Origin of the sequence: Mycobacterium sp. MFM001, assembly GCF_003402475.1 — a bacterium.
Lineage (GTDB): Bacteria > Actinomycetota > Actinomycetes > Mycobacteriales > Mycobacteriaceae > Mycobacterium.
Genome location: NZ_BFAB01000012.1, coordinates 59,138 through 82,380, shown reverse-complemented (window position 1 = coordinate 82,380; position 23,243 = coordinate 59,138). Strand labels below are relative to the sequence as shown.

The window sequence follows — 23,243 nt, the reverse complement described above, 5'->3', positions numbered from 1 at the left end:
TCGGCCGGCAGGTAAAGTCTTCGTGACCGTCCGGTACCCGCCACGCGGGACTGGAACGAACCAAGGAACTTGCGAGGGTCGTCTGCGATGGTGCAGTTCGACGGATTGCGCCCGGCCCGGCTCAAGGTGGGAATCATCTCCGCGGGCCGGGTAGGCACCGCATTAGGGGTCGCGCTGGAGCGCGTCGACCACGTCGTGGTGGCATGCAGCGCCATCTCCCGGGCATCGCGCGAGCGGGCACAGCGCTGGCTGCCCGACACCCCGGTCTTCCCCGTCCCCGAAGTGGCCAGCAGCGCCGAACTGCTGCTGTTGGCGGTGCCCGATAGCGAATTACCCGGGCTGGTGTCCGGTTTGGCGGCCACCTCCGCCGTGCGGCCCGGCACGATCGTTGCCCACACGTCCGGCGCCAACGGCGTCGGCGTGCTGGCGCCGCTGACCGGCTGCACTCCGCTGGCGATTCACCCGGCGATGACGTTCACCGGATCCGACGAGGACATCGCCCGGCTGTCCGACACCTGCTTCGGGATCACCGCGGCCGACGAGGTCGGCTACGCGATCGCCCAGTCGCTGGTCCTAGAGATCGGTGGCGAGCCGTTCCGGGTCCGCGAAGAGGCCCGCCCGCTGTATCACGCCGCGCTGGCCCACGCCGCCAACCACCTCGTCACGGTGCTCGGCGACGCACTGGACGCCCTGCGGGCCGCGCTGCCCGGCGAGCTCGGCCTCGACGACCCCGACGGGATCGCCGAACGCGTGCTGGGGCCGCTGACCCGGGCGGCATTGGAAAACACCCTGCAGAGCGGTCAGGCCGCGCTCACCGGGCCGGTCGCGCGCGGTGACGCCGACGCCCTCGTCGCACACCTGGACGCGCTGGCCGCGGTCGACCCGCAGCTGGCCCGGGCATACCGGGTCAACGCCCTGCGCACCGCCGAGCGGGCGCACGCCCCCGCCGACGTCTTCGAGGTGCTGGCGCGATGACCCTGAACACGACGCCGAAATTCAGCGCCGGTGAGCTCAACGTCTATTCCGCGCCCGACGACGTGGCCGCCGTCAGCCGTGCGCTGCGCCACACCGGGCGGCGGGTGATGCTGGTACCCACCATGGGCGCGCTGCACGACGGCCACCTGGCCCTCGTTCGCGCCGCCAAACGGGTGCCCGGCTCGGTGGTTGTCGTGTCGATCTTCGTCAACCCGCTGCAGTTCGGCGCCAACGAAGACCTCGACGCCTACCCGCGGGTCCTCGACGACGACCTGGCGTTGTTGCGCGGCGAAGGGGTCGAGGTGGCTTTCACGCCGACCGTGGCGGCGATGTATCCCGACGGCCCACGCACCGCAGTGCAGCCCGGTCCGCTGGGAGCCGAACTCGAAGGGGCCGCGCGCCCAACGCATTTCGCCGGCATGCTGACCGTCGTGCTGAAACTGCTGCAGATCGTGCACCCCGACCGAGTGTTCTTCGGGGAGAAGGACTATCAGCAGCTCGTGCTGGTCCGGCAGATGGTCACCGACCTCAACATCGACGTGCAAGTGGTCGGTGTGCCGATCGTGCGCGAAAACGACGGGCTGGCAATGTCTTCCCGCAACCGCTACCTCGACCCGGCGCAGCGGGAACTCGCAGGCACGCTGTCGGCGGCGCTGCTGGCCGGCATGCACGCGGCGCCGGCCGGTGCCGAGGCGGCACTGGCCGCTGCGCGCGCCGTGCTGTCAGCGGTACCCGCTATCGACGTCGACTACCTGCAACTGCGCGACCCCGCCCTGGGGCCGGCACCCACCCACGGCGCGGCAAGGCTGCTGGTCGCCGCGCGACTCGGCACCACCAGACTTCTCGACAACATCGCCATCAATGTCGGAACTACCGTCGCAGCCGACGGTCGACTCGAAACATGCTGGAGGAACTGATGTTACGGACAATGCTCAAGTCGAAGATCCACCGGGCGACCGTCACACAAGCCGACCTGCACTACGTCGGATCGGTGACCATCGACGCCGACTTGATGGACGCCGCCGACCTGCTCGAGGGCGAACAGGTGACCATCGTCGACATCGACAACGGCGCCCGGCTGGTCACCTACGCCATCACCGGGGAGCGCGGCAGCGGTGTGATCGGAATCAACGGCGCCGCAGCGCATCTCGTGCACCCCGGTGACCTGGTGATCCTGATCGCCTACGCGACCATGGACGACGCCGAAGCCCGCAGCTACCAGCCGCGGATCGTGTTCGTCGACGCCGCCAATCGCCCCGTCGACCTGGGCCACGACCCTGCGTTCGTGCCCGATGACGCATCCGACCTGCTCTCCCCGCGGTAGCCGTGCTCCTCGCGATTGACGTCCGCAACACGCACACCGTCGTCGGTTTGCTCTCCGGAGCAGGAGAGCACGCGAAGGTGGTGCAGCAGTGGCGGATTCGCACGGAATCCGAAATCACCGCCGACGAACTGGCGCTGACCATCGACGGCCTGATCGGTGACGATTCCGAACGGCTCACCGGCGCGGCCGCACTGTCCACCGTTCCGTCGGTGCTGCACGAGGTGCGGGTCATGCTCGACCAGTACTGGCCGTCGGTACCGCACGTGCTGATCGAACCCGGCGTTCGCACCGGTATCCCGCTGCTGGTCGACAACCCGAAAGAAGTCGGCGCCGACCGGATCGTCAACTGCCTGGCGGCTTTTCAGAAATACAGGTCGGCGGCAATCGTGATCGACTTCGGGTCGTCGATCTGTGTGGACGTGGTCTCGGCCAAAGGTGAATTCCTCGGCGGCGCCATCGCGCCCGGCGTGCAGGTGTCGTCCGATGCCGCTGCGGCGCGCTCGGCGGCGTTGCGGCGAGTCGAGCTGTCGCGGCCCCGTTCGGTGGTCGGCAAGAACACCGTCGAGTGCATGCAGGCCGGCGCGGTGTTCGGCTTCGCCGGGCTGGTCGACGGCTTGGTGCAGCGCATCCGCGACGACGTCGATGGCTTCGCCGGCGACGACGTCGCGGTGGTGGCCACCGGGCATACCGCGCCGCTGCTGTTGTCCGAACTGCACTGTGTCGACCACTACGACCAGCACCTCACCCTGCACGGGCTGCGGCTGGTGTTCGAACGCAACCGCGACAGCCAGCGCGGACGGCTCAAGACGGCCCGCTAGTCGATCGCGAGACAGAAGCTACGGCTGCGATCGGACCTGCGATCACGACCCTGGCTTCTGTTTCGCGGCCCGGTCTGCGCATTGCTTTAAGCTGGCACGTCGTGAACTCCGCCGATCCGGATATTCCCGAGCAGCATCGAATCCGCCGCGACAAGCGTGCTCGGCTGCTGGCGGAGGGCCACGACCCCTACCCGGTGGTCGTGGAACGCACCCACACGCTGGCCCAGATCCGGGCCGCCTACCCCGACCTGCCGGCCGACGCCACCACCGATGAGCACGTCGGCGTGGCCGGCCGGGTGATCTTCATCCGCAATTCCGGCAAATTGTGCTTTGCGACGCTGCAGGAAGGCGACGGCACTCAGCTGCAGGTGATGATCAGCCTCGCGGGCGTCGGCGCCGAAGCGCTCGACGCGTGGAAGGCCGACGTCGACATCGGCGACATCGTCTTCGTGCACGGCGAGGTGATCAGCTCACGGCGCGGCGAGTTGTCCGTGCTGGGCGATTCCTGGCACATGGCGTCCAAGGCGCTGCGGCCCCTGCCCGTCGCGCACAAAGAAATGAGCGAAGAATCGCGGGTACGGCAACGCTACGTGGACTTGATCGTCCGGCCGCAGGCCCGCACTGTCGCACGTCAGCGAATTGCCGTCGTCCGTGCGATACGCAACGCGCTCGAGCAACGCGGCTTTCTTGAGGTCGAGACACCGATGTTGCAGACATTGGCAGGTGGCGCGGCGGCCCGGCCGTTCGTGACGCACTCCAATGCGCTGGACATCGATCTCTACCTGCGGATCGCGCCGGAACTCTTCCTCAAGCGCTGTGTGGTCGGTGGGTTTGACAAGGTGTTCGAACTTAATCGCGTGTTCCGAAACGAAGGAGCCGATTCCACACATTCGCCGGAATTTTCCATGTTGGAGACCTATCAGGCGTATGGAACCTATGACGATTCGGCAGTTGTGACACGCGAGCTTATTCAACAGGTGGCTGACGAGGCGATCGGCACCCGACAACTTCCGTTGCCAGACGGCAGTATCTATGACATCGACGGAGAATGGGCCTCGATACAAATGTATCCGTCCCTATCCGAAGCGATCGGTGAAGAGATCACACCGCAGACCAGTCTCGAGCACTTGCTGCGCATTGCCGAGCGGCTCGGTATCGAGATACCCGCCGATCGAGGTTATGGGCACGGCAAGCTGGTCGAGGAACTCTGGGAGCACACCGTCGGTGCCGGACTGACCGCCCCCACCTTTGTGCGGGATTTCCCGGTTGAGACAACGCCTTTGACCCGTCAGCACCGCAGCATCCCCGGGGTCACCGAGAAATGGGATTTGTACCTGCGCGGCGTCGAACTGGCCACCGGGTACTCCGAATTGATCGACCCGGTGGTACAGCGTGAGCGATTCGCGGCCCAGGCGCGAGCGGCCGCCGCAGGCGATGACGAAGCGATGGCGCTCGACGAGGATTTTTTGGCTGCCCTCGAGTACGCGATGCCGCCGTGCACCGGAACGGGAATGGGTATCGATCGGTTGTTGATGGCTTTGACTGGCCTGTCAATTAGAGAGACAGTTTTGTTCCCGATTGTTCGTCCGCACACCAACTGAACTACTTCGTGACCGTGATCGTGGTATTGAATACCATGCACGGCTATGGCAGATTAGTGCCACGGGGCGGACAATGTGACGTGCACAGTAAGTGCACAGGAAGAAGTTGAGGGAGCTAATGGCGAAGAAAGTGACCGTCACCTTGGTCGATGATTTCGACGGTGAGGGCGCCGCCGACGAAACCGTCGAATTCGGGCTCGACGGAGTGACCTATGAGATTGATCTTTCAAGCAAGAATGCCAACAAACTGCGTAGCGACCTGAAGAAATGGGTCGACGCCGGCCGTCGGGTAGGCGGCCGCCGCCGCGGACGTTCCTCCGGCCGTGGCCGTGGGGCCATCGACCGCGAACAGAGCGCTGCAATCCGGGAATGGGCTCGCCGCAACGGGCACAACGTGTCGACTCGCGGCCGCATCCCGGCCGACGTCATCGACGCATTCCACGCAGCCACCTGAGGCGCGTGGCGACGATGCAGAGCGCAGTCGCGATGAGGTGGGGGCACCCCCAGCCGCGCAGCGGCGAGGGGGAAAGCCGCGCGATCTGACCTAGCAGTCTTTCGCTGGTGGCGAACTGATCACCTGATAGCGCGGGAAACGTTTCGGCGATTCACCGCGTTGCCATTGGTGTCGTTTTGGTGCGGCCGACCGTGAGGTAGGAAGCCCGGCGGGCCGCCCATTACAGTGGATGGCAGGTACGCAGGGACCGACCTAAAGCCCGCCGCAGTACCGATGGTGAGGGAGAGCAGGTAACCACCAATGTTCGAGAGATTTACCGACCGTGCCCGCAGGGTCGTCGTCCTGGCGCAGGAAGAGGCCCGGATGCTCAACCACAACTACATCGGCACTGAGCACATCCTGTTGGGCCTGATCCACGAGGGTGAGGGCGTCGCCGCCAAGTCACTGGAATCACTGGGCATCTCGCTCGAGGGCGTGCGCAGCCAGGTCGAGGAAATCATCGGCCAGGGCCAGCAGGCGCCGTCGGGTCACATTCCGTTCACGCCGCGCGCCAAGAAGGTGCTGGAGCTCTCCCTGCGGGAGGCGCTGCAGCTCGGCCACAACTACATCGGCACCGAGCACATTCTGCTCGGCCTGATCCGTGAGGGCGAAGGCGTCGCGGCCCAGGTGCTGGTCAAGCTCGGCGCCGAGTTGACCCGGGTGCGTCAGCAGGTGATCCAGCTGCTGAGTGGCTACCAGGGCAAGGAGACGGCCGAAGCCGGCACCGGAGGCCGGGGAGGAGAGTCCGGCTCACCTTCCACGTCGCTGGTGCTCGACCAGTTCGGCCGCAACCTGACCGCCGCTGCGATGGAGGGCAAGCTCGACCCTGTCATCGGCCGCGAGAAGGAAATCGAGCGGGTCATGCAAGTGCTGTCCCGTCGCACCAAGAACAACCCGGTGCTGATCGGCGAGCCCGGCGTAGGCAAGACCGCGGTGGTCGAAGGTTTAGCGCAGGCCATCGTGCACGGCGAGGTTCCCGAGACGCTGAAGGACAAGCAGCTCTACACGCTGGACCTCGGTTCCTTGGTGGCGGGCTCGCGCTACCGCGGTGACTTCGAGGAACGCCTGAAGAAGGTGCTCAAGGAGATCAACACCCGCGGCGACATCATCCTGTTCATCGACGAGCTGCACACGCTGGTCGGTGCCGGTGCCGCCGAGGGCGCAATCGACGCCGCGAGCATCCTCAAGCCGAAGCTGGCCCGCGGTGAACTGCAGACCATCGGCGCCACCACCCTCGACGAGTACCGCAAGTACATCGAGAAGGACGCCGCGCTGGAGCGACGGTTCCAGCCGGTGCAGGTGGGCGAGCCGACGGTTGAGCACACCATCGAGATCCTCAAGGGCCTGCGGGACCGATACGAGGCGCACCACCGGGTGTCGATCAGCGACGACGCGATCGTCGCCGCCGCCACGCTGGCCGACCGCTACATCAACGACCGGTTCCTGCCGGACAAGGCGATCGACCTGATCGACGAGGCGGGCGCGCGGATGCGGATCCGCCGGATGACCGCTCCGCCGGACCTGCGCGAGTTCGACGAGAAGATCGCCGAGGCGCGCCGCGAGAAGGAGTCCGCGATCGACGCGCAGGACTTCGAGAAGGCCGCGTCGCTGCGGGATCGCGAGAAGCAACTCGTCGCCCAACGTGCCGAGCGCGAAAAGCAGTGGCGCTCAGGTGATCTCGATGTGGTCGCCGAGGTCGACGACGAGCAGATCGCCGAGGTGCTGGGCAACTGGACCGGTATCCCGGTGTTCAAGCTCACCGAGGCCGAGACCACCCGGCTGCTGCGCATGGAGGACGAGATCCACAAGCGGATCATCGGTCAGGAGGACGCGGTCAAGGCCGTGTCGAAGGCCATCCGTCGTACCCGCGCCGGCTTGAAGGACCCCAAGCGCCCGTCGGGCTCGTTCATCTTCGCCGGTCCGTCCGGTGTGGGGAAGACCGAGCTGTCAAAGGCGTTGGCGGAGTTCCTGTTCGGTGACGACGACGCGCTCATCCAGATCGACATGGGTGAGTTCCACGACCGGTTCACCGCGTCGCGGCTGTTCGGTGCCCCGCCGGGATACGTCGGCTACGAGGAGGGCGGCCAGCTCACCGAGAAGGTGCGGCGCAAGCCGTTCAGTGTGGTGTTGTTCGACGAGATCGAGAAGGCGCACCAGGAGATCTACAACAGCCTGTTGCAGGTGCTCGAAGACGGGCGGCTGACCGACGGGCAGGGCCGCACGGTCGACTTCAAGAACACCGTGCTGATCTTCACGTCCAACCTCGGTACCGCCGACATCTCCAAGGCTGTCGGCCTGGGCTTCACCCAGGGCGGCGGGGAGAACAACTACGAGCGGATGAAGCAGAAGGTCAACGACGAGCTCAAGAAGCACTTCCGCCCGGAGTTCCTCAACCGCATCGACGACATCATCGTCTTCCACCAGCTGACTCGCGACGAGATCATCCGGATGGTCGAGCTGATGATCGGCCGCGTCGAAAAGCAGCTCAAGAGCAAGGACATGGCGCTGGTGCTCACCGACAAGGCCAAGTCGCTGCTGGCCAAGCGCGGCTTCGACCCCGTGTTGGGCGCCCGCCCGCTGCGGCGCACCATCCAGCGCGAGATCGAGGACGCTCTCTCCGAGAAGATCCTCTTCGAGGAGGTCGGTCCGGGTCAGGTCGTCACCGTCGACGTCGACAACTGGGACGGCGAAGGCGCCGGCGAGGACGCCAAGTTCACGTTCGTCGGGAGTCCCAAGCCCGTCGAGCCGGTCGAGGCGGACCTGGCCAAGGCCGGAGCGCACAGCGCGGGCGGCGCACACAGCGCCGAGTAAACCGATCAGCGGGTGGCCACCTTAAGTGGCCACCCGCGGTTTATTCCGGCCGCGCAGGTTGCCAGCGTTGTTCGACGTTGGCCAACTTCCAGTAGGCGATCGCCCCGATCCACGTGACGGCGAACAGCCCGACGATCGCCACGCCGGCGTTGTTGAGGTTGATGCCGCTGATCCAACTCGTCACGGGGTCAACCCAATTGAGGTCGTCGTGCAGTATCGACACCAGCTCGATCGATCCGATCAGCAGCGCCACCGCAATCGACAACCCGGTCACCGTGAGGTTGTAGTAGATCTTGCGGATCGGCTGCATAAACGCCCAGTCGTAGGCGGCCGTCATCAGCAGGCCGTCGAGAGTGTCCATCAGGCTCATGCCGGCCGCGAACAGCAGCGGCAGCACCAGGACGGCGTACCACGGCAGGCCGGCGGCGGCGCCGGTGCCGGCCAGCGCGAGCAGCGCGACCTCGGTGGCGGTGTCGAAGCCAAGGCCGAACAGCAGTCCCACGGGGTAGATCTGCACCGGCCGCTTGATGCGGTTCATGATCGGGCGCAGCACCCGGGCCAAAAAACCGCGGTCGTTCAGAGCGGCTTCGAGCTCTTCGTCGGAATAGTCGCCGCGGCGCAACTTGGTGAAGGCGCGCGATATGCCAATCAACGCGATGATGTTCATGGCCGCGATCAAGTAAAGGAACAGCCCCGAGGCCAGGGTGCCGGCGAAGCCGAGCGCACGCCGGGTCGGTGAGCCGTCGTCGACAAGCGCCCCGACCGCGTGGGCGCCGACGATCACCAGCACCGCCATCACCAGCACGATCGTGGAATGGCCCATCGCGAACCAGAATCCGACGGATTTCGGTTTGTGGCCGTCGGTCATCAGCTTGCGCGTGGTGTTGTCGATCGCGGCGATATGGTCGGCGTCGAATGCGTGCCGCAGCCCGAACAAGTAGGCGGTAAGCCCCAATCCGACACCGAAGATCTGGCTTCCGGCGTGATAATGGCGCGGCGCGATGATCATGAACAACGTCGTGAACCCGACGAGGTGCATCAGCGCGATCGCGCCCAGCAGCACACTGATCTCGATTCGGTCCCGGCGATTCCACGCCGCGGAAGCTAACCGAAACATCAGACCGCCTTCCGAGGATTACGCGTCCTCATCCGCGATGTGACGGGGAGGTCTGGCTTCCAGCGTCGAACGCTGGTTACAGTGGCGCGACCGCACCGGAATATGCACCGGTTTCCCCGCCGTCACATGACTACCGCGAAAGACTAGCGCGACATCGGCACCAGCGCGAAGACCTGCTTGGCGATTTGCAGCATCCAGCCGGTCACCCTCGGCCCGTGGTCGCGACCCCAGTTCAGCTGGAAACTGACCACCCACGGCTGACCCGTCCTGTCCACGGCATACCAGCTGAACGTCAGGTCACCCGGCAGGCCGCCGGCTTTGGCGGCGATGTAGGGCCAAAGCCGGCGGTCCAAGTCGACCCCGGGCACCGCGGACATGATCTGCTTGACCGGCGCCGCTTTGCCGACTGCGCCGGCCTGCAGCGCCGTGTGCACCCGGCAGATGTCCTCGGCGCTGCCGTACCACTCCGCGCCGAAGCCCGATGCCGGCGAGTGTGCGCGCGTCGGATCCGGTTGGTAGACACGGGAATTGGCCTGCTGCAGCAACTGGGCGCGGGCTTGCGGGTTGGCGGCCTGCTTCCATTGCTCACGAACATCCGGTTGCCCCCAGGCGACCGAGAACAGCTCGTACATCGTCGGGAATGGCGTCATGCTGGCCGGGTCGTGATGGCCGGCCGCAACCAGCGCGTTCTCGACGGCGTGCGGTCCCACCTTTCCGATCAGCAGGTCGGTGGCCATGTTGTCACTGGTGGCGATCATCTTCTCGGCGGCGGTACGGACCGAAATATGCGCTCCCACCGGCAATTCCAAGCCGGAACCGACGGCCTTGCCCTTGTCGGTGACGGTCAGCTGGTCATCCCAGGAAACCGTTCCGTCTTTGACTGCCTGGGCCACGGCGTAAAGCACGTACAACTTGAAAATCGATGCCAGCGGCAGAGATTCGGCGGTATTGGTGCCCGCCACCCGATCGCAGCGCCCGTCGTCGACCTTGGCGACCTGCCACGAGTAGCGGGCGCCGGTCCGGGTCAGCGTGGCATCGACATCGCGCCAGGAGGAGATGACGGGAGCCTGCGTGGTGACCTCGAACCCGTCGACCAGAGTGTCGTCGTCGGTGTGGATCCGAACGGTCTGGCGCGCGCCGTAGGACGTGATGAGCTGCAAGGTGGCCGCGCCAGCGCTGATCGCGACGTCGCCCACGGTGAAGGGACGGTCCCACCAGAGTTCTTCCATCGAGTGCTCGACGGAATCCACCATGTCGGGTGCGGCCAGCGTACGTACCCCGACCGGTCCGATCGGCCAGTCCGAGTTGAGCATGTCGACGGTCTGCTTGGCCCGCAGACCGGGCGGCGTCCTGATGTCTATCCGTACGCCGGAATCCGCGGCGTTCGCGGACGGAGTGGGCGGTGGGCTGCAACCGGGCGCCAGGGCGGTGACGAGCGTGGCGACGGCACCGAGTGCCGCCGCGCGGTGCCGCCCCGGGCGCCGGCTATGCCTTCGAGCCAGAGCCGGCAACGTCCAGCACAACCTCGAATTCCAGCAGCGACGCCCCGGTCGCCACGGGGTTGGCCCGGTGGCCGGCGTGTGCCTCGATGGCGGGCCCGGTGGCCCAAGCCTGGAAGGCCTCGTCGGACTCCCAATGGGTCACCACGAAGTAGCGGTCCTCGCCCTTGACCGGGCGCAGCAGCTGAAAGCCGAGAAAGCCGGGCTGGTTCTCGACAGCATGGGCGCGGTGTGCGAACCGCTTCTCCAGCTCGGGGCCGGCGTCGGGCGGCACCTCGATTGCGTTGATCTTCACCACTGGCATGCCGTCAGGCTACCGTGCCGGACATGACAGCCGACCTGCTGACCCATCGCGGTGGGCGCGGCGAGCCGGTGGTGCTGGTGCACGGGTTGATGGGGCGCGGGACCACGTGGTCGCGGCAACTGCCCTGGCTGACCAGGCTGGGTGCCGTGTACACCTACGACGCGCCGTGGCACCGCGGCCGCGACGTCGCCGACCCGCACCCGATCAGCACCGAACGCTTCGTGGCGGATCTGGGCGACGCGGTGGCCACGCTCGGTGCCCCGGCGCGGCTGGTCGGGCATTCGATGGGCGCGCTGCACTCCTGGTGCCTGGCGGCCGAGCGTCCCGACCTGGTGTCGGCGCTGGTGGTCGAGGACATGGCGCCGGATTTCCGTGGCCGGACCACGGGACCCTGGGAGCCGTGGCTGCATGCCTTGCCCGTCGAATTCGATTCAGCCGAGCAGGTATTCGCGGAATTCGGCGACATCGCCGGCCGCTACTTCCTGGAGTCGTTCGACCGCACCGCGACGGGCTGGCGTCTGCACGGTCATGTCGAACGGTGGATCGAGATCGCCGCCGAATGGGGCACCCGCGACTACTGGGGGCAGTGGAAGGCGGTGCGGGCGCCGGCGTTGCTGATCGAGGCCGGCAACTCGGTCACGCCGCCCGGCCAGATGCTTCAGATGAGCGAAAGGGGCTATCGGGCAAGCTATCTACTGGTTCCGGAAGCCGGCCATCTGGTACACGACGACGCGCCGGAGGTCTATCGCGAAGCGGTGGAATCGTTTCTGACGGGGTGACGGGACAGCAGGTCAAGCAGCGCCGACGCCACCTCGTCTGGGCGCTCTTCCATGATGTAGTGGTCTCCGCCGCTCAGCCGGGTCAGCGCTGCGCCGGGGATGCGCTCGGCGAGTTCACGCGCAGTACTAAACGGGATGTACGCGTCGCGGTCGCCCCAGATGATCGCGGTAGGGCAGGTGATTGTCGACAGGCCGTCGGCCAGCCAAGTGACCTGCGGTACATGATAATTCGCGAAGAACTCAACGAATGTTCGTGCGCCGCCCGATGTTTGCATCCAACCGAGATATTCGTCCTCGAGCCCGGTGTCGAAGCAGCCGAGTTTGCGGTAGCGGCTCAGCGCGAAGTGGTGGAGGGCCCGCAACGGCAGACGGCGCACCAAGGTTGTGCCGATGCGATGCGTGGCCAGCCACCGCTGTCCGAGCGAGAAGTTGTAGAACCATGGCCGAAAAACGCCGTGCGCCCGGCTGTTCAGCAGTGCCAACCGCAGTACCCGATCCGGGTGCCGCAGCGTGTAGCCCAGCCCGAGAAATCCGCCGTAGTCGTGCGCGATCAGATTGAAGCGGTCCAGTCCGAGTCGCGACACGAGCCGTTCGACGCGTTCGACTTCCTCGTCGTAGGTCGGTGGCGTCGCGGGCGGCTCCGAGCGGCCGAAGCCGGGCCAGTCCGGCGCGATGACGCGGTAGCGCGCCGCCAGCGCGGGAATTTGATGCCGCCAGCATGACGAGCTCTGCGGGTAGCCGTGCAGCAACAGCACCGCTTCCCCGCTGCCGGTATCGATGTAGTGCACCTGCCGACCGTCGACGTCACACGTCTTCATTTTGTGCAATGTAGTATAAAAATATGGAACAGGCAAGACGACCGCGGGGGAGGCCGCGGCGCTACGATCCCGGCCTAGCGCTCGAGCGCGCCCGGGATACCTTCTGGCGCAATGGCTATGGTGCGACGTCGCTGGACGAGCTGAGCGCAGCGATGGGCATGAACCGGCCGAGCATCTATGCGGGGTTCGGTGACAAGCGGGAGCTGTACCAGGCGGCGATCACCCGCTACGCCGCTGACAGCCACGCGGCGCTGGCCAGCGAGCTGGCGAAGCCGCGGCCACTGCGCGCCGGGTTGCGCGCGGTGTATGAGAACGCGCGGAAGTACTACCTTGCCGGCGACGACGGGCCGCGCGGCTGCTTTCTGGTCGGCACGGCGGTGACCGAAGCCAGGCGTGACGAGCGTGTCGCTGCGATCGCCGAATCGACCTTCGACGGGTTCACCGAGTTGTTCGGCGAGCGGTTCGAGCGAGCCAAGCGGGAAGGGGAATTGTCGTCAACGGCGGCGCCGCGGGCGCTTGCCGAAGTTGCGACCGCTGCGCTCATCACTATCGCCGTGCGCACTCGGACCGGGGCGACGAGCAAGCGGATCAACGCGATGATCGATGCGACTCTAGCGGTCCTCTTCGCCGACTAGGGCGTAGCGGCCATCCGACGTCTGCGCGACCAGGCCGTCGGCGAGAAGCGAATCCAGCGCGCGGTCGCGCTGCTCGGTGTCGGCCAGCCAGGCGACGTCCAGCTGTGCCCGGGTGACCGGAGACGCATTGTCCCGCAACACATCCAGCAATCGGCCGCGCACCTGGCGGTCGGTGCCGGCGTAGGTCTGCGCGCGCCGTACCGGTCCTTCGGCCGGGGGATAGCCGGCCTGCCGCCATCGGCACCGGGTAACCGGACACAGTCCGCATTTCGGCGCCCGGGCGGTGCACACCGTCGCGCCCAGTTCCATCAGAGCCGCCGAAAACTGGTGCGCCACGCCATTTTCCGGCAGCAGTGCGACGACGTCGGCATGATCACGGGCCGACGGCGTGCCCGCATCGGCTCGGCCGTGCACGGCACGGGCCACCACCCGTCGCACATTGGTGTCCACCACCGGCACCGGTTGGCGGTAGGCGAAACACGCCACCGCCCGAGCGGTATAGGCGCCGACTCCGGGCAGCGTCATCAGGGTCTCGACGTCGTCAGGAACCACGTCGTCATAGTCGCGCGCGATCACGGTGGCGCACTCGTGCAAGCGCTTGGCCCGTCGCGGATAACCCAGCTTGCCCCAGGCGCGCAGCACATCGGCGGGGCTGGCCGCCGCCGTCGCCGATGGCGTGGGCCAGCGTGCCACCCACTCCGTCCAGACCGGCAGCACCCGGGCCACCGGCGTCTGCTGCAGCATGAACTCGCTGACCAGGATCTGCCACGGGCTGACACCCGGATCGCGCCACGGCAGGTCGCGGCGTTGCGCGTCGTACCAGTCCAGGAGGTCCTCCGCCGCGACGATCATCGGCGGGTACGGCAGAATGTGCGCCATGCCGAATACCAATCCCATAACCGCGTGGAAGGCACTCAAAGAGGGTAACGAGCGGTTCGTCGCCGGCAAGCCCGAACATCCCAGCCAGAGCATCGAGCATCGAACGAAACTGGCCGAGGGGCAAAAGCCCACCGCGGTGGTGTTCGGCTGCGGCGACAGCCGGGTGGCCGCGGAGATCATCTTCGACCAGGGCCTGGGCGACATGTTCGTGGTGCGCACCGCGGGCCACGTGATCGACTCCGCGGTGCTGGGCTCGATCGAGTTCGCGGTGACGGTGCTCGACGTGCCGCTGATCGTGGTGCTCGGCCACGACAGCTGCGGTGCGGTGAAAGCGACGCTGTCCGCGCTTGACGACGGCGTGCTGCCGGGAGGTTATGTGCGCGACCTGGTCGAGCGGGTGACGCCGTCCATCCTGTTGGGCCGGCGGGAGGGCATGAGCAGGGTCGACGAGTTCGAGGCGCGCCATGTTGTCGAGACCGGCACACAGCTGATGGCCCGGTCGACGGCCATCGCCGAGCGAGTCGGCGCGGGCACCCTGGCGGTCGTCGGCGTCACCTATCACCTGGCCGACGGGCGAGCGGTGCTGCGCAACCACATCGGTGAGATCGGCGACGAGGCCTAGTCCGCGTAGCGCGGAGTGACGACGCCGTGGTCGTAGGCGTAGACGATGGCCGCCGCGCGGTCGCGCAGATTGAGCTTGACGAAGATGCGGCCGATGTGGCTTTTCACCGTCAGCTCGGAAATGCAGAGCTCGCAGGCGATTTCGGCGTTGGACCGGCCGGCTCCGATCAGCCGCAGCACGTCGCGCTCACGTGCGGTCAGTTCGGCGACGACATCCGGTCGGTGTTCGCCGGCGACCCGGCGATAGGTGGAGAGCACGCGCGCGGTGACGGCCGGGTCGAGATAGCTGTCGCCCTGCGCGACGGCCCGCACCGCGCGGATCAGCTCCTCGGCCGAGGAATCCTTGAGCACGAATCCGGATGCGCCGGCCCGCAGCGCGCCGGACAGTAGCTCGTCGTCGTTGAAGGTGGTCAGCGCCAGCACCGGCGGCGAACCCGGTGCGGCGAGCCTGCGGGTGGCCTCGATGCCGTCGACCCGCTTCATCCGTAGGTCCATCACCACCACGTCCGGACGATGCTCGGCCACGGCGTCCGGAACCTCTTCGCCGTCAGCGCATTCGGCGACGATGACGAATCCGTCCTTGCGCCGCAGAATCCGCCGCAGGCCGGAGCGGACCAGATCCTGGTCGTCGACCAGCAACACGGAAATCTCGTTGTTGTCCATGTCAGAGTGGGCACCGTCGGGTGCGCGGACTCGGGTCAGTCAACGGGATCTCGGCGCGCACCGACCACGCGTTACCGGACGGTCCGGTGTCGATCACGCCGCCGAGCAGCTCCACCCGTTGGCGCATGCCGGCGAGCCCGCGACCGCCTTGCGTTGCCAGCGCGCCGCCCACCGCCACCGGTATGGCGTTGACCACCGACAGCGCCGTGGCAGATGGCGAAATAGCCAGCTGTACAGTCGCTTTCGATCCTGGTGCATGTTTGGCGATGTTGGCCAGCGACTCCTGGGTGATCCGGTAGAGCGCCAACCCGACCGCCGCCGATACCCGGTTCGTATCGCCCTCACTGCGCAGCGTGACCGGCAGCCCGGCCTGGACGAAATCGTCGACCAGATCAGGGATGTCGTCGATTCCAGGTTCGGGGGCCATCTTGGCCGGACCGGCATCGAGCAGACCGACCGTACGCCGGATATCGGCCATCGCCTGACGGCCCAGCCGCTCGGCATCGGTCAGCGCATCGACCGCGTCGTCGATGTCGCGGTCTTGCTGTAGCGCGTGCCGCGCCCCCGTCACGTGAAGCATTGTGACGGAAAGGGAATGCGCGATGACGTCGTGCACCTCGCGGGCGATACGGCGCCGCTCGTCGGCAACGGCGTGCTCAGCCAGGTCCGCCTGCATCTCCTGTTGTTTTACGATCAACTGCGCCTGGATTCGTGTCAGAATCCCCATCAGCCAGCCCATTGCGACCATGCCGAGATACAACGCGAGCTCGTCAAGCCGGTGCATCCCGGCTGCTACCACCAGCAGCGCCGCCGCCGATCCGAGGGCAAATGTCCCGGAAAGCACTGGCGCCAGTGCGGTGGTACATCCCAGGGCCACCACCAGAACTACCGGCGCCACGTCGCCGTGGACCGGTGTCGAGGTCGCGAAGAGCAGGATGGCCGTCGCTGCATATGAGGCGGCCCAGACCAGGCCTGGCAGAAATCTGATTCCGGCCAAAAAGAACAGCAGCAACGGCGCCAGCGCCAGTAGCGCGGCAATGCCGGCGGCGGGCAGGTCGGCGCGGCTGCGCTGCAGCGCCGACGCGATCAGGAACAGCACCATGGTGGTGTCGACCACGAGTACGAAGTTCCAGGAGTACCCAGGCGGTATCAGGTCGCCGCGTTGCCGCATCCGATCGCACACGAAATCGATCACGCGCCTCATCGGCCCATCGTAGAAGGGTTAGCGGGGCCGCACATCATGCTGCGGACGGAGTTCGAATCCGACCGTAGTAGGAGCCCGAAAACCGAACCCTGGCACGACGACGGGCGCCGGGTGTTTCCCTAGCGTCACTTTCGTGACGTGGACACAACTGCACGAGCGAATGGCATTCATGGCTGAACTGATCGACCGGGCTGCCGAAAATCCGGATGCTGCATTGCATTTCAATGGCAGCCTGCCCGACGTCGAGCGGCTTTTCGGCGGCGAGGAGGGCCTTTTGCTGGCATTGCAGCAGCGCTGGATGACGGCGGTGACCGCACGGCTGGACAGCGACATCTCGGTGGAGGAGGCCCGCGCCGAGGTCGCTGCCGCCGAGCCGGGACTTCGGGCACTGCTGGACGCGGCCGCACACCGGTCGCGGCGGCTGCGGTCCGTGCAGCGCGAGGAGCAGACCGTTGCGTGAACTGCCCGGCCGCGCCGCGCGTTTCACCAGCCGCCACGCGGTTCTCATCGTGGTCTGCTGGGTCGTCGTAGCCGGTCTGGCCAATGTATTGGTGCCGCAATTGGAGCGGGTCGTCGCGTCGCACTCCCGATCGTTCATGCCGGCGTCTGCGGCGAGTCAAACCGCGGCCACGCGGGCGGCCGAGCGGTTCGGCATCGTTCCCAGCAACAACATCAATTACGTCGTGCTGGAGCGTAATCAGCCATTGCAGCCGGCCGACCGCCGCTACTATGACGCGCTGATGGCAGCGCTGCGGTCCGACACCGCGCACGTCAACGCCGTCACTGATTTGTGGGCGCTGCCGCTCACCGAATCGGCCGCGTTGAGCCATGACCGGCATGCGGCGAATGTGATGCTGCGGCTGTCGGGGATGCTGGGCACCTCGGTGGCCGCCGACGCAGTTGACGCGGTGCGCCACACAGTGTCCCGGCTGGCGCCGCCCGAAGGTCTACATGTCTACGTCACCGGGCCGGGCGCCACCATCTCCGACGAGTTCGCCGCCATCGACCGGCAGATGCTGCTGATCACCGTCGCCACGATCGCGGTGATCCTGGCCTTGCTGCTGATCGTCTACCGCTCGCCGATTGCTGCCGCCGTTCCGCTGATCACGGTGGGCCTGGCCCTGGCCGTGGCGCGCCCTTTGGTGGCGGTATTGGGACAGCACGGCGCCGTCGAGGTGTCATTGTTCTCGGTGGCGCTGATTGCGGCGATGCTGCTTGGCGCCGGAACCGATTACGCGATCTTCATGATCGGCCGCTACCACGAGGGCCGCAGACGCGGAATCGGTTGGGCGAGTGCGCTGGAGCAGGCGTACCGCGGTGTCGCGCCGGTTGTCGTGGGGTCCGCGCTCACGATGGCAGTCGCATTGGCCTGCCTGAACCTGGCCAAAGTCGGCATGTTCCGCAGCGTCGGAATACCTTGTGCGATAGGCATTTTAGCCGGGATGGTCGCGGCTCTGACCCTGACCCCGGCGTTGATCAGCCTGGCCGGGCGTCGAGGCCTGCTGGAACCCCGACCGTCGACCATCGCGCGCCGCTGGCGACGGATCGGCGTGATCGTTGCGCGCTGGCCGGGACCGGTCTTGGTTGCCAGCGGCATGGTCGTACTTGTCCTGGCGTTGCCGGTGGCCGGGTTAAGGCCCGGCTGGAACGAGCCCGCGGCCACCCCGGCCAACGCCGACTCCAGTCGTGGTTATCAGGCGGCAAGCCAGCACTTCCCGGCGAACCAGTTGTTTCCCGACGTGGTGACCGTCGGCGCCGACCACGACCTGCGCAACCCCGCGGGCCTTATCGCCGTCGAGCGGATCAGCCGCCAGATCATGGCGATACCGGGTGTGCGGATGGTGCAGTCGGCCAGCCGGCCGGCCGGCACCGTGCCCGACGAGGCGACCCTGAGTCATCAGGCGGGCCTGGTCGGTGAGCGATTCGGCGCCGGGATCGATTCGCTGGTGCAGCGTCTGCAGCGGGTGGGTGACCTGGACGCGATGTTGTCGCGGATGACCGCGACGGTGGACCAGCTGGGCCGGGGTATGGCCGGCAGCGCCGCCGGCCTGGGCGAAATCAGTTCGGGCGCCGAGGATATGCGTGCCGGCATGGACGGTCTGCACACCAGCGTCAGCACCGTGTCGGAGTACCTGGACCCGTTGCGCGGATTCGTCACCAACACCGCCGACTGCCCTGCCAATCCGATTTGCTCGGTGGTGGCGCGTGTCGTCGAACCCGTGGACGCCGTGGTCCGCAGTTCCGGCGAATTATCCAGCGGAGCAGTCAAATTGACGGCCGGCTCCGGCGCGGCGACGGCGGGTTTGGCCGGGTTGCCGCGGACCTTGCAGTCGATGCGCGACGTGCTCGGCCAGGCCCGGGCGGCCACCGGCGAGCTGCGGGACACCATGGGCTCGTTCGGCCCGCAAGTGCGTGAGCTCACCGACTACCTGCGTGAGCTGGACGCTGGTTTCCGCAGCAGCGCCGCGGGCGGCTTCTACCTGCCCTCGCGCGCGCTGTCCGACCCGAGATACCGAGAAGTGTTGAAAGACTTGATGTCTGCCGACGGGCGCGCAACCTACCTGCTGGTCTACGGCGACCGCAACGAATGGGGAGCCGACGGCGCCCGGCGGGCCGAACAGGTCCGGACCGCGGTGGCCGAAGCGACCAAGGAAGGCACACTGACGCCCACCGAGGTGGACCTGGCCGGGGTTGGCCCGGTGACCAGCGATCTGCAGGTCTTCGTCGCCCACGACTTTCGGTTGCTGGTGGTCGCGACCCTGGCGTTGATCTTTCTGATCGTCGCGGTGATGCTGCGCAGCCCGGTGGCGGCAGCGGCGGTGATGGGGACCGTCATCGTCTCGTACGCCTCGGCGCTGGCCGTCAGCGGCCTGGTGTGCCGGCACCTGCTGGGCCAGGAAATGCACTGGGCCGTCGCGCCGATCGCGTTCATCGCGCTGGTGGCCGTCGGCGCCGACTACAACCTGCTGCTGGCGATGCGGATCCGCGAGGAGGTCCGCGCCGGCATCGGGACCGGCATCGTGCGTGCCTTCGCCGGCACGGGCGGGGTGGTGACCACGGCCGGCGTCGTCTTCGGGATCACGATGTTCGCCCTGATGGCGAGCACGGTGCAGCCCGTCGCGCAGACCGGGTTGACCGTCGGCGTCGGGCTTTTGCTGGACACGTTGATCGTCCGCACGTTGCTGCTTCCCTCGCTGGTGGCGCTGCTGAATCGGTGGTTTTGGTGGCCCCGCCGGGTCACCGTCCGGCGGACCAGCCTCGCGACACGCCGAGAACGGTCGCTCGTGTCAGTGTGACCTGGGCTTACGGTGTGAATGTGCTGGATCTGGAACCGCAGGGCCCATTGCCGCCGGAGATCTACTGGCGGCGCAGGGGGCTAGCGCTGGGCATCGCGGTCGTCGTGATCGGAATCGTGGTCGCCACCATCGTCGCGATCATGAGCAGCAGCGCGGGCGCGAAGACCAGCGACAAGCCCACTGCCGCAACCCCCGCGAAGTCCCCGATTCAGCAGCCCCAGGTCGAGACGCCGGTCACGCCGCCGGCCGGGCAGAACCCGGGTCCGTCCGAGACGCCGACCGCGGCCGTGCAACCGCCGCCGGTGCTCAAGGAGGGCGACGACTGCCCCGACTCGACACTGGCCGTCAAGGGCCTGACCAACGCGCCGCAATACGTGATCGGTGACCAACCGAAGTTCACGATGGTCGTCACGAACATCGGGCTGGTGGCCTGCAAACGCGACGTCGGTGCCGCGGTGCTGGCCGCCTACGTGTATTCGCTGGACAACAAGCGGCTGTGGTCCAACCTGGACTGCGCGCCGTCCAACGAGACGCTGGTGAAGACCTTCGCGCCGGGGGAGCAGGTGACGACGGCGGTGACCTGGACCGGCATGGGATCGGCGCCGCACTGCCCGCTGCCGCGCCAGCCGATCGGACCGGGCACCTACAACCTGGTGGTGCAGTTGGGCAACCTACGCTCGGCGCCGGTGCCGTTCATCCTGGCCGAACCGGCGCCGCCGGGTGCGCCGGGCGCGCCGGGTGCACCGCCGCCGGGAACGCCGCCGCCGCCCGGCTTGCCCGCTCCCGGTGAACTTGGCCCGCCGCCCGGGCCGGCCGCTCCCGGCGGCAACTGAGCAGCTACCTGATCGGGTCGGCGATGGTCTCGGCCAGATGCGAGAGCCCCTCACGCACGTGCCGGGCCCACATCTCGCCGATGCCCTCCACCGACTGCAGATCGCCGGCGCTGGCTGCCAGCAGACCCTGCAGCGAGCCGAACTCGCGGACCAGCCGGTCGACGTGCGCGAACTGCAACCGAGGGATACCGGCCATCGCGCGGTAGCCGCGCGGGCTCATCGACGAGTCCTGAGCCTCGGCGGTCGACGGATATCCGAAAACCTTTGCCAGCACGGTGAAGTCGAGCAGCTCGGTGTCCGAAAGGGCGTCCAGCTCGTCGAGGGTGGCGGTGACTTCGGCCACCGACAGCGGTTCGGGGTTGGCGTGGTAGTCGCGCACGATCAGCTCCCGCGCGGTGTCATTGCCGCCCAGCAGCTCCTCGAGCTGCAGCCGCAGCTGGCGCCCGTCGGTGCCCAGTTCGACGACGTCGTAGTCGATCACCAAGCCGATCCGGCGGACCAGCTCCAGCCGCTGCACGACGGTCATCACCTCGCGCAGCGTGACGAAGTCTTCGATCTCCGCTCTGGACAGTTGGCGGCTGACCTCGTCGAGCCGGATTTTGTAGCGCTCCAGTGTGGCGATGGCCTGGTTGGCCCGCGACAGGATGGTCGCCGAGTCGGCCAGCACGTGGCGTTCGCCCGCGACGTAGACGGTCACGATGTTCATCGAGTGGCTGACCGAGATCACCGGGTAGCCGGTCTGGATGGCGGCCCGTTCGGCGGAGCGATGCCGGGTGCCGGACTCGTCGGTGGGTATCGACGGGTCGGGCACCAGCTGCACGTTGGCGCGCAGGATGCGGCTGCCGTCGGTGGACAGCACGACGGCGCCGTCCATCTTGCACAGCTCGCGCAGCCGGGTCGGCGCGTAGCGAACGTCGAGGGAGAAGCCGCCATCGCAGATGGCCTCCACGCTGTCGTCGTAGCCGAGCACGATCAGCGCGCCGGTGCGGCCGCGCAGGATGCGCTCCAGGCCGTCGCGCAGGGCAGTGCCCGGCGCCAGCCTGCCGACGGCCTCACGCAGGGTGGGTCGCGCCGCCGGTACCACGCCGATTCTGGTCGCCTTGCTCGCAGTCATTACCAGCCATTGTGCTATGCGGGCGGTGGATCCAGCAGGCGCAGTGGCGGTGGTGTGTTGGCGGCGTGCTCGGCGATGTCGAGCATGTGTTGCAGCGCGGCGACGATGGTGGCCGCCTCCAGGATCCGCAAACCCGGCGGCTTCGCGCCGCATCCGGGCGGAATCAAGGCGGTGGTGAAGCCCTGCCGGGCCGCTTCGGCGAGCCGGCGGTCCATCCCGGTGACCCGGCGCAGATCCCCGGCCAAGCCGACCTCGCCGATCATCACCGCCGTGGTGGGCAGCGGCAGGCTCACGTAGGCCGACGCCAACGCGGTCGCCACCGCCAGATCGGTCGACGGGTCGGTCAACCGCATGCCCCCGACGGTGGAAAGGAAGGTGTCGTTGGCCGAAATCCTCAGTCGCGCATGCTTTTCCAGCACCGCAATGATCATCGCGGCGCGGGCATGGTCGATGCCGCTGACGGCGCGGCGCGGCCGGCCGTCCAGCGGCGTGGCCAGCAACGCCTGGACCTCACCGACCAGCGGGCGCTTGCCGTCGAGCGTCACCGTGATCGCGGTTCCGGGAACCGGATGCGGCCGCTGATCCAAAAACAGGCCCGACGGGTCGGTGACGCCGTCGATGCCGCCGTCGTGCAAAAGGAAGCAGCCGACCTCGTCGGCGGCGCCGAACCGGTTCTTGATCCCGCGGACCATGCGCAGCGCAGAGTTGTGGTCGCCCTCGAAATGCAGCACCACGTCGACCAGGTGTTCCAGCGAGCGCGGCCCGGCGATGGCCCCGTCCTTGGTGACGTGGCCGACCAGGATCATGGCCACCCCGGTGGTCTTCGCCGCGGCCGTCAGTGCCGTGGTCACCGCGCGCACCTGGGTGACCCCACCGGTGACCCCGTCGGCCTCGGTGCTCGACATGGTCTGCACGGAGTCCACCACGACCAGGGTGGGCCGCACGACGTCGATGTGGCCGAGCACCGCGTGCAGGTCGGACTCCGCGGCCAGGAAGACCTCGTCGTGGCTGCAGCCGGTCCGGTCGGCCCGCATCCGGATCTGGCCGAGGGACTCCTCGCCGGACACGTACAACGCCCGCCGGCCGGACTGCGCCCACTGGTGGGCAACCTGCAGCAGCAACGTCGACTTACCGACCCCCGGATCGCCCGCCAGCAACGTCACCGAGCCGGGCACCACACCGCCGCCGAGCACCCGGTCGAGCTCGTCGACCCCGGTGGGGCAGTGCCGGGCGCTGCGCGGCTCGATGGAGCTGATCGGCACCGCGGCCGAGGCCGGGACTACCGACCGGCGGGCATTGCCGCTGACCGCGGACAGCACCGCCACCTCGTCAACGGTTCCCCAGGTGCCGCATTCCTGGCAGCGTCCCACCCATTTGGCGGTGACATGGTGGCATTCCGAGCAGCGGTATTGCGAACGAGCCTTGGCCACGGACCGACGGTATCCGCCGGGTACGACAT

At 67.4% G+C, this 23,243-nt stretch carries 22 protein-coding genes and 1 riboswitch; of the genes, 13 read left to right on the top strand and 9 right to left on the bottom strand.

All coding sequences use genetic code 11. The features are described from left to right. The first annotated feature begins 87 nt into the window (after positions 1-87). The 7 genes from MFM001_RS19285 (at position 88) to clpC1 (ending at position 8,022) form a co-directional block, all read left to right on the top strand. Positions 88-975 (top strand): Rossmann-like and DUF2520 domain-containing protein, encoded by an 888-nt coding sequence (locus tag MFM001_RS19285; protein ID WP_116376875.1) that lies wholly within the window; start codon positions 88-90, stop codon positions 973-975. Next, entirely contained in the window at positions 972-1,892 is a 921-nt protein-coding gene (panC, locus tag MFM001_RS19280) for a pantoate--beta-alanine ligase (RefSeq protein ID WP_116376874.1), read from the top strand. Before MFM001_RS19285 ends, panC begins: the two co-directional genes overlap by 4 nt. Then, positions 1,892-2,299 (top strand): aspartate 1-decarboxylase, encoded by a 408-nt coding sequence (panD, locus tag MFM001_RS19275; protein WP_116376937.1) that lies wholly within the window; start codon positions 1,892-1,894, stop codon positions 2,297-2,299. Before panC ends, panD begins: the two co-directional genes overlap by 1 nt. Before the next feature lie 2 nt (positions 2,300-2,301). Beyond that, complete coding sequence (locus MFM001_RS19270; RefSeq protein WP_116376873.1) at positions 2,302-3,117, top strand: type III pantothenate kinase; 816 nt, start codon at positions 2,302-2,304, stop codon at positions 3,115-3,117. Positions 3,118-3,218: 101 nt separating this feature from the next. Further along, complete coding sequence (gene lysS, locus MFM001_RS19265; RefSeq protein ID WP_116376872.1) at positions 3,219-4,718, top strand: lysine--tRNA ligase; 1,500 nt, start codon at positions 3,219-3,221, stop codon at positions 4,716-4,718. A gap of 118 nt (positions 4,719-4,836) precedes the next feature. Further along, complete coding sequence (gene lsr2 / locus MFM001_RS19260; RefSeq protein WP_045382835.1) at positions 4,837-5,172, top strand: histone-like nucleoid-structuring protein Lsr2; 336 nt, start codon at positions 4,837-4,839, stop codon at positions 5,170-5,172. 300 nt (positions 5,173-5,472) lie between these two features. Beyond that, the gene (gene clpC1, locus MFM001_RS19255; RefSeq protein WP_116376871.1) at positions 5,473-8,022 is read left to right on the top strand and encodes an ATP-dependent protease ATP-binding subunit ClpC; all 2,550 of its coding nucleotides are present in this window, start codon (positions 5,473-5,475) and stop codon (positions 8,020-8,022) included. 40 nt (positions 8,023-8,062) lie between these two features. Here the strand turns inward: clpC1 and MFM001_RS19250 are convergent, their stop codons facing one another. The 3 genes from MFM001_RS19250 to mhuD all read right to left on the bottom strand — a co-directional run bounded on the left by MFM001_RS19250 (position 8,063) and on the right by mhuD (position 10,942). Then, on the bottom strand, positions 8,063-9,139 hold the full coding sequence (locus tag MFM001_RS19250; RefSeq protein ID WP_116376870.1) for a HoxN/HupN/NixA family nickel/cobalt transporter: 1,077 nt from the start codon (positions 9,137-9,139) through the stop codon (positions 8,063-8,065). A gap of 27 nt (positions 9,140-9,166) precedes the next feature. Then, a riboswitch (cobalamin riboswitch) is annotated at positions 9,167-9,319 on the bottom strand. Then, positions 9,283-10,662 carry a serine hydrolase gene (locus MFM001_RS19245; RefSeq protein ID WP_371685570.1) on the bottom strand — a complete coding sequence of 460 codons (1,380 nt, stop codon included), beginning with the start codon at positions 10,660-10,662 and terminating at the stop codon, positions 9,283-9,285. It overlaps the preceding riboswitch by 37 nt. After that, positions 10,625-10,942, bottom strand: coding sequence for a mycobilin-forming heme oxygenase MhuD (gene mhuD / locus MFM001_RS19240; RefSeq protein ID WP_116376869.1), 318 nt, complete (start codon positions 10,940-10,942; stop codon positions 10,625-10,627). Before mhuD ends, MFM001_RS19245 begins: the two co-directional genes overlap by 38 nt. 14 nt (positions 10,943-10,956) lie before the next feature. Between mhuD and MFM001_RS19235 the strand changes: the two genes are divergently transcribed. Next, positions 10,957-11,721 (top strand): alpha/beta fold hydrolase, encoded by a 765-nt coding sequence (locus MFM001_RS19235; protein WP_116376868.1) that lies wholly within the window; start codon positions 10,957-10,959, stop codon positions 11,719-11,721. Here MFM001_RS19235 and MFM001_RS19230 read toward each other — a convergent pair. Continuing rightward, positions 11,685-12,539, bottom strand: a complete 855-nt coding sequence (locus MFM001_RS19230; RefSeq protein ID WP_116376867.1) for an alpha/beta fold hydrolase — start codon at positions 12,537-12,539, stop codon at positions 11,685-11,687. The genes MFM001_RS19235 and MFM001_RS19230 overlap by 37 nt on opposite strands. Positions 12,540-12,562: 23 nt before the next feature. Between MFM001_RS19230 and MFM001_RS19225 the strand changes: the two genes are divergently transcribed. Next, complete coding sequence (locus tag MFM001_RS19225) at positions 12,563-13,174, top strand: TetR/AcrR family transcriptional regulator (RefSeq protein WP_116376866.1); 612 nt, start codon at positions 12,563-12,565, stop codon at positions 13,172-13,174. On the opposite strand, the gene MFM001_RS19220 is transcribed toward MFM001_RS19225, so the two are convergent. Next, positions 13,151-14,053: an A/G-specific adenine glycosylase gene (locus MFM001_RS19220; protein WP_116376865.1), complete on the bottom strand. Its 903-nt coding sequence runs from the start codon at positions 14,051-14,053 to the stop codon at positions 13,151-13,153. The genes MFM001_RS19225 and MFM001_RS19220 overlap by 24 nt on opposite strands. Between MFM001_RS19220 and MFM001_RS19215 the strand changes: the two genes are divergently transcribed. Then, positions 14,052-14,675 carry a carbonic anhydrase gene (locus MFM001_RS19215; protein ID WP_116376864.1) on the top strand — a complete coding sequence of 208 codons (624 nt, stop codon included), beginning with the start codon at positions 14,052-14,054 and terminating at the stop codon, positions 14,673-14,675. The genes MFM001_RS19220 and MFM001_RS19215 overlap by 2 nt on opposite strands. Here the strand turns inward: MFM001_RS19215 and MFM001_RS19210 are convergent. Further along, positions 14,672-15,337, bottom strand: a complete 666-nt coding sequence (locus tag MFM001_RS19210; RefSeq protein ID WP_116376863.1) for a response regulator transcription factor — start codon at positions 15,335-15,337, stop codon at positions 14,672-14,674. The genes MFM001_RS19215 and MFM001_RS19210 overlap by 4 nt on opposite strands. 1 nt (position 15,338) lies before the next feature. Beyond that, positions 15,339-16,541, bottom strand: coding sequence for a sensor histidine kinase (locus tag MFM001_RS19205; protein WP_116376862.1), 1,203 nt, complete (start codon positions 16,539-16,541; stop codon positions 15,339-15,341). A gap of 133 nt (positions 16,542-16,674) precedes the next feature. Here MFM001_RS19205 and MFM001_RS19200 point away from each other — a divergent pair, with 133 nt between their 5' ends. Genes MFM001_RS19200 through MFM001_RS19190 form a run of 3 tightly spaced genes read left to right on the top strand, consistent with a single transcriptional unit; the run spans position 16,675 to position 20,670 of the window. Then, positions 16,675-17,001, top strand: a complete 327-nt coding sequence (locus MFM001_RS19200; protein WP_116376861.1) for a hypothetical protein — start codon at positions 16,675-16,677, stop codon at positions 16,999-17,001. Further along, a complete protein-coding gene (locus tag MFM001_RS19195; RefSeq protein WP_238159285.1) occupies positions 16,994-19,837 on the top strand; it encodes an RND family transporter in 2,844 nt (947 codons plus the stop codon). Before MFM001_RS19200 ends, MFM001_RS19195 begins: the two co-directional genes overlap by 8 nt. Before the next feature lie 20 nt (positions 19,838-19,857). After that, the gene (locus MFM001_RS19190) at positions 19,858-20,670 is read left to right on the top strand and encodes a hypothetical protein (RefSeq protein ID WP_238159284.1); all 813 of its coding nucleotides are present in this window, start codon (positions 19,858-19,860) and stop codon (positions 20,668-20,670) included. Between the two features lie 4 nt (positions 20,671-20,674). Here the strand turns inward: MFM001_RS19190 and disA are convergent, their stop codons facing one another. Both disA and radA read right to left on the bottom strand, forming a co-directional pair. Beyond that, on the bottom strand, positions 20,675-21,784 hold the full coding sequence (gene disA / locus MFM001_RS19185; protein WP_116376859.1) for a DNA integrity scanning diadenylate cyclase DisA: 1,110 nt from the start codon (positions 21,782-21,784) through the stop codon (positions 20,675-20,677). A 14-nt stretch (positions 21,785-21,798) separates the two neighbouring features. Next, complete coding sequence (gene radA / locus MFM001_RS19180; protein ID WP_116376858.1) at positions 21,799-23,214, bottom strand: DNA repair protein RadA; 1,416 nt, start codon at positions 23,212-23,214, stop codon at positions 21,799-21,801. Positions 23,215-23,243: the final 29 nt, after the last annotated feature.

Excerpts from the sequence above, each read along its gene's own strand:
- panC (WP_116376874.1), top strand. The coding sequence starts at position 972 with ATGACCCTGAACACGACGCCGAAATTCAGCGCCGGTGAGCTCAACGTC.
- clpC1 (WP_116376871.1), top strand. The coding sequence starts at position 5,473 with ATGTTCGAGAGATTTACCGACCGTGCCCGCAGGGTCGTCGTCCTGGCG.
- MFM001_RS19230 (WP_116376867.1), bottom strand. The coding sequence starts at position 12,539 with ATGAAGACGTGTGACGTCGACGGTCGGCAGGTGCACTACATCGATACC.
- MFM001_RS19225 (WP_116376866.1), top strand. The coding sequence starts at position 12,563 with ATGGAACAGGCAAGACGACCGCGGGGGAGGCCGCGGCGCTACGATCCC.
- disA (WP_116376859.1), bottom strand. The coding sequence starts at position 21,784 with ATGACTGCGAGCAAGGCGACCAGAATCGGCGTGGTACCGGCGGCGCGA.
- mhuD (WP_116376869.1), bottom strand. The coding sequence starts at position 10,942 with ATGCCAGTGGTGAAGATCAACGCAATCGAGGTGCCGCCCGACGCCGGC.
- MFM001_RS19285 (WP_116376875.1), top strand. The coding sequence starts at position 88 with ATGGTGCAGTTCGACGGATTGCGCCCGGCCCGGCTCAAGGTGGGAATC.
- MFM001_RS19215 (WP_116376864.1), top strand. The coding sequence starts at position 14,052 with ATGCCGAATACCAATCCCATAACCGCGTGGAAGGCACTCAAAGAGGGT.
- lsr2 (WP_045382835.1), top strand. The coding sequence starts at position 4,837 with ATGGCGAAGAAAGTGACCGTCACCTTGGTCGATGATTTCGACGGTGAG.
- MFM001_RS19220 (WP_116376865.1), bottom strand. The coding sequence starts at position 14,053 with ATGGCGCACATTCTGCCGTACCCGCCGATGATCGTCGCGGCGGAGGAC.
- panD (WP_116376937.1), top strand. The coding sequence starts at position 1,892 with ATGTTACGGACAATGCTCAAGTCGAAGATCCACCGGGCGACCGTCACA.
- MFM001_RS19210 (WP_116376863.1), bottom strand. The coding sequence starts at position 15,337 with ATGGACAACAACGAGATTTCCGTGTTGCTGGTCGACGACCAGGATCTG.
- MFM001_RS19205 (WP_116376862.1), bottom strand. The coding sequence starts at position 16,541 with ATGAGGCGCGTGATCGATTTCGTGTGCGATCGGATGCGGCAACGCGGC.
- MFM001_RS19250 (WP_116376870.1), bottom strand. The coding sequence starts at position 9,139 with ATGTTTCGGTTAGCTTCCGCGGCGTGGAATCGCCGGGACCGAATCGAG.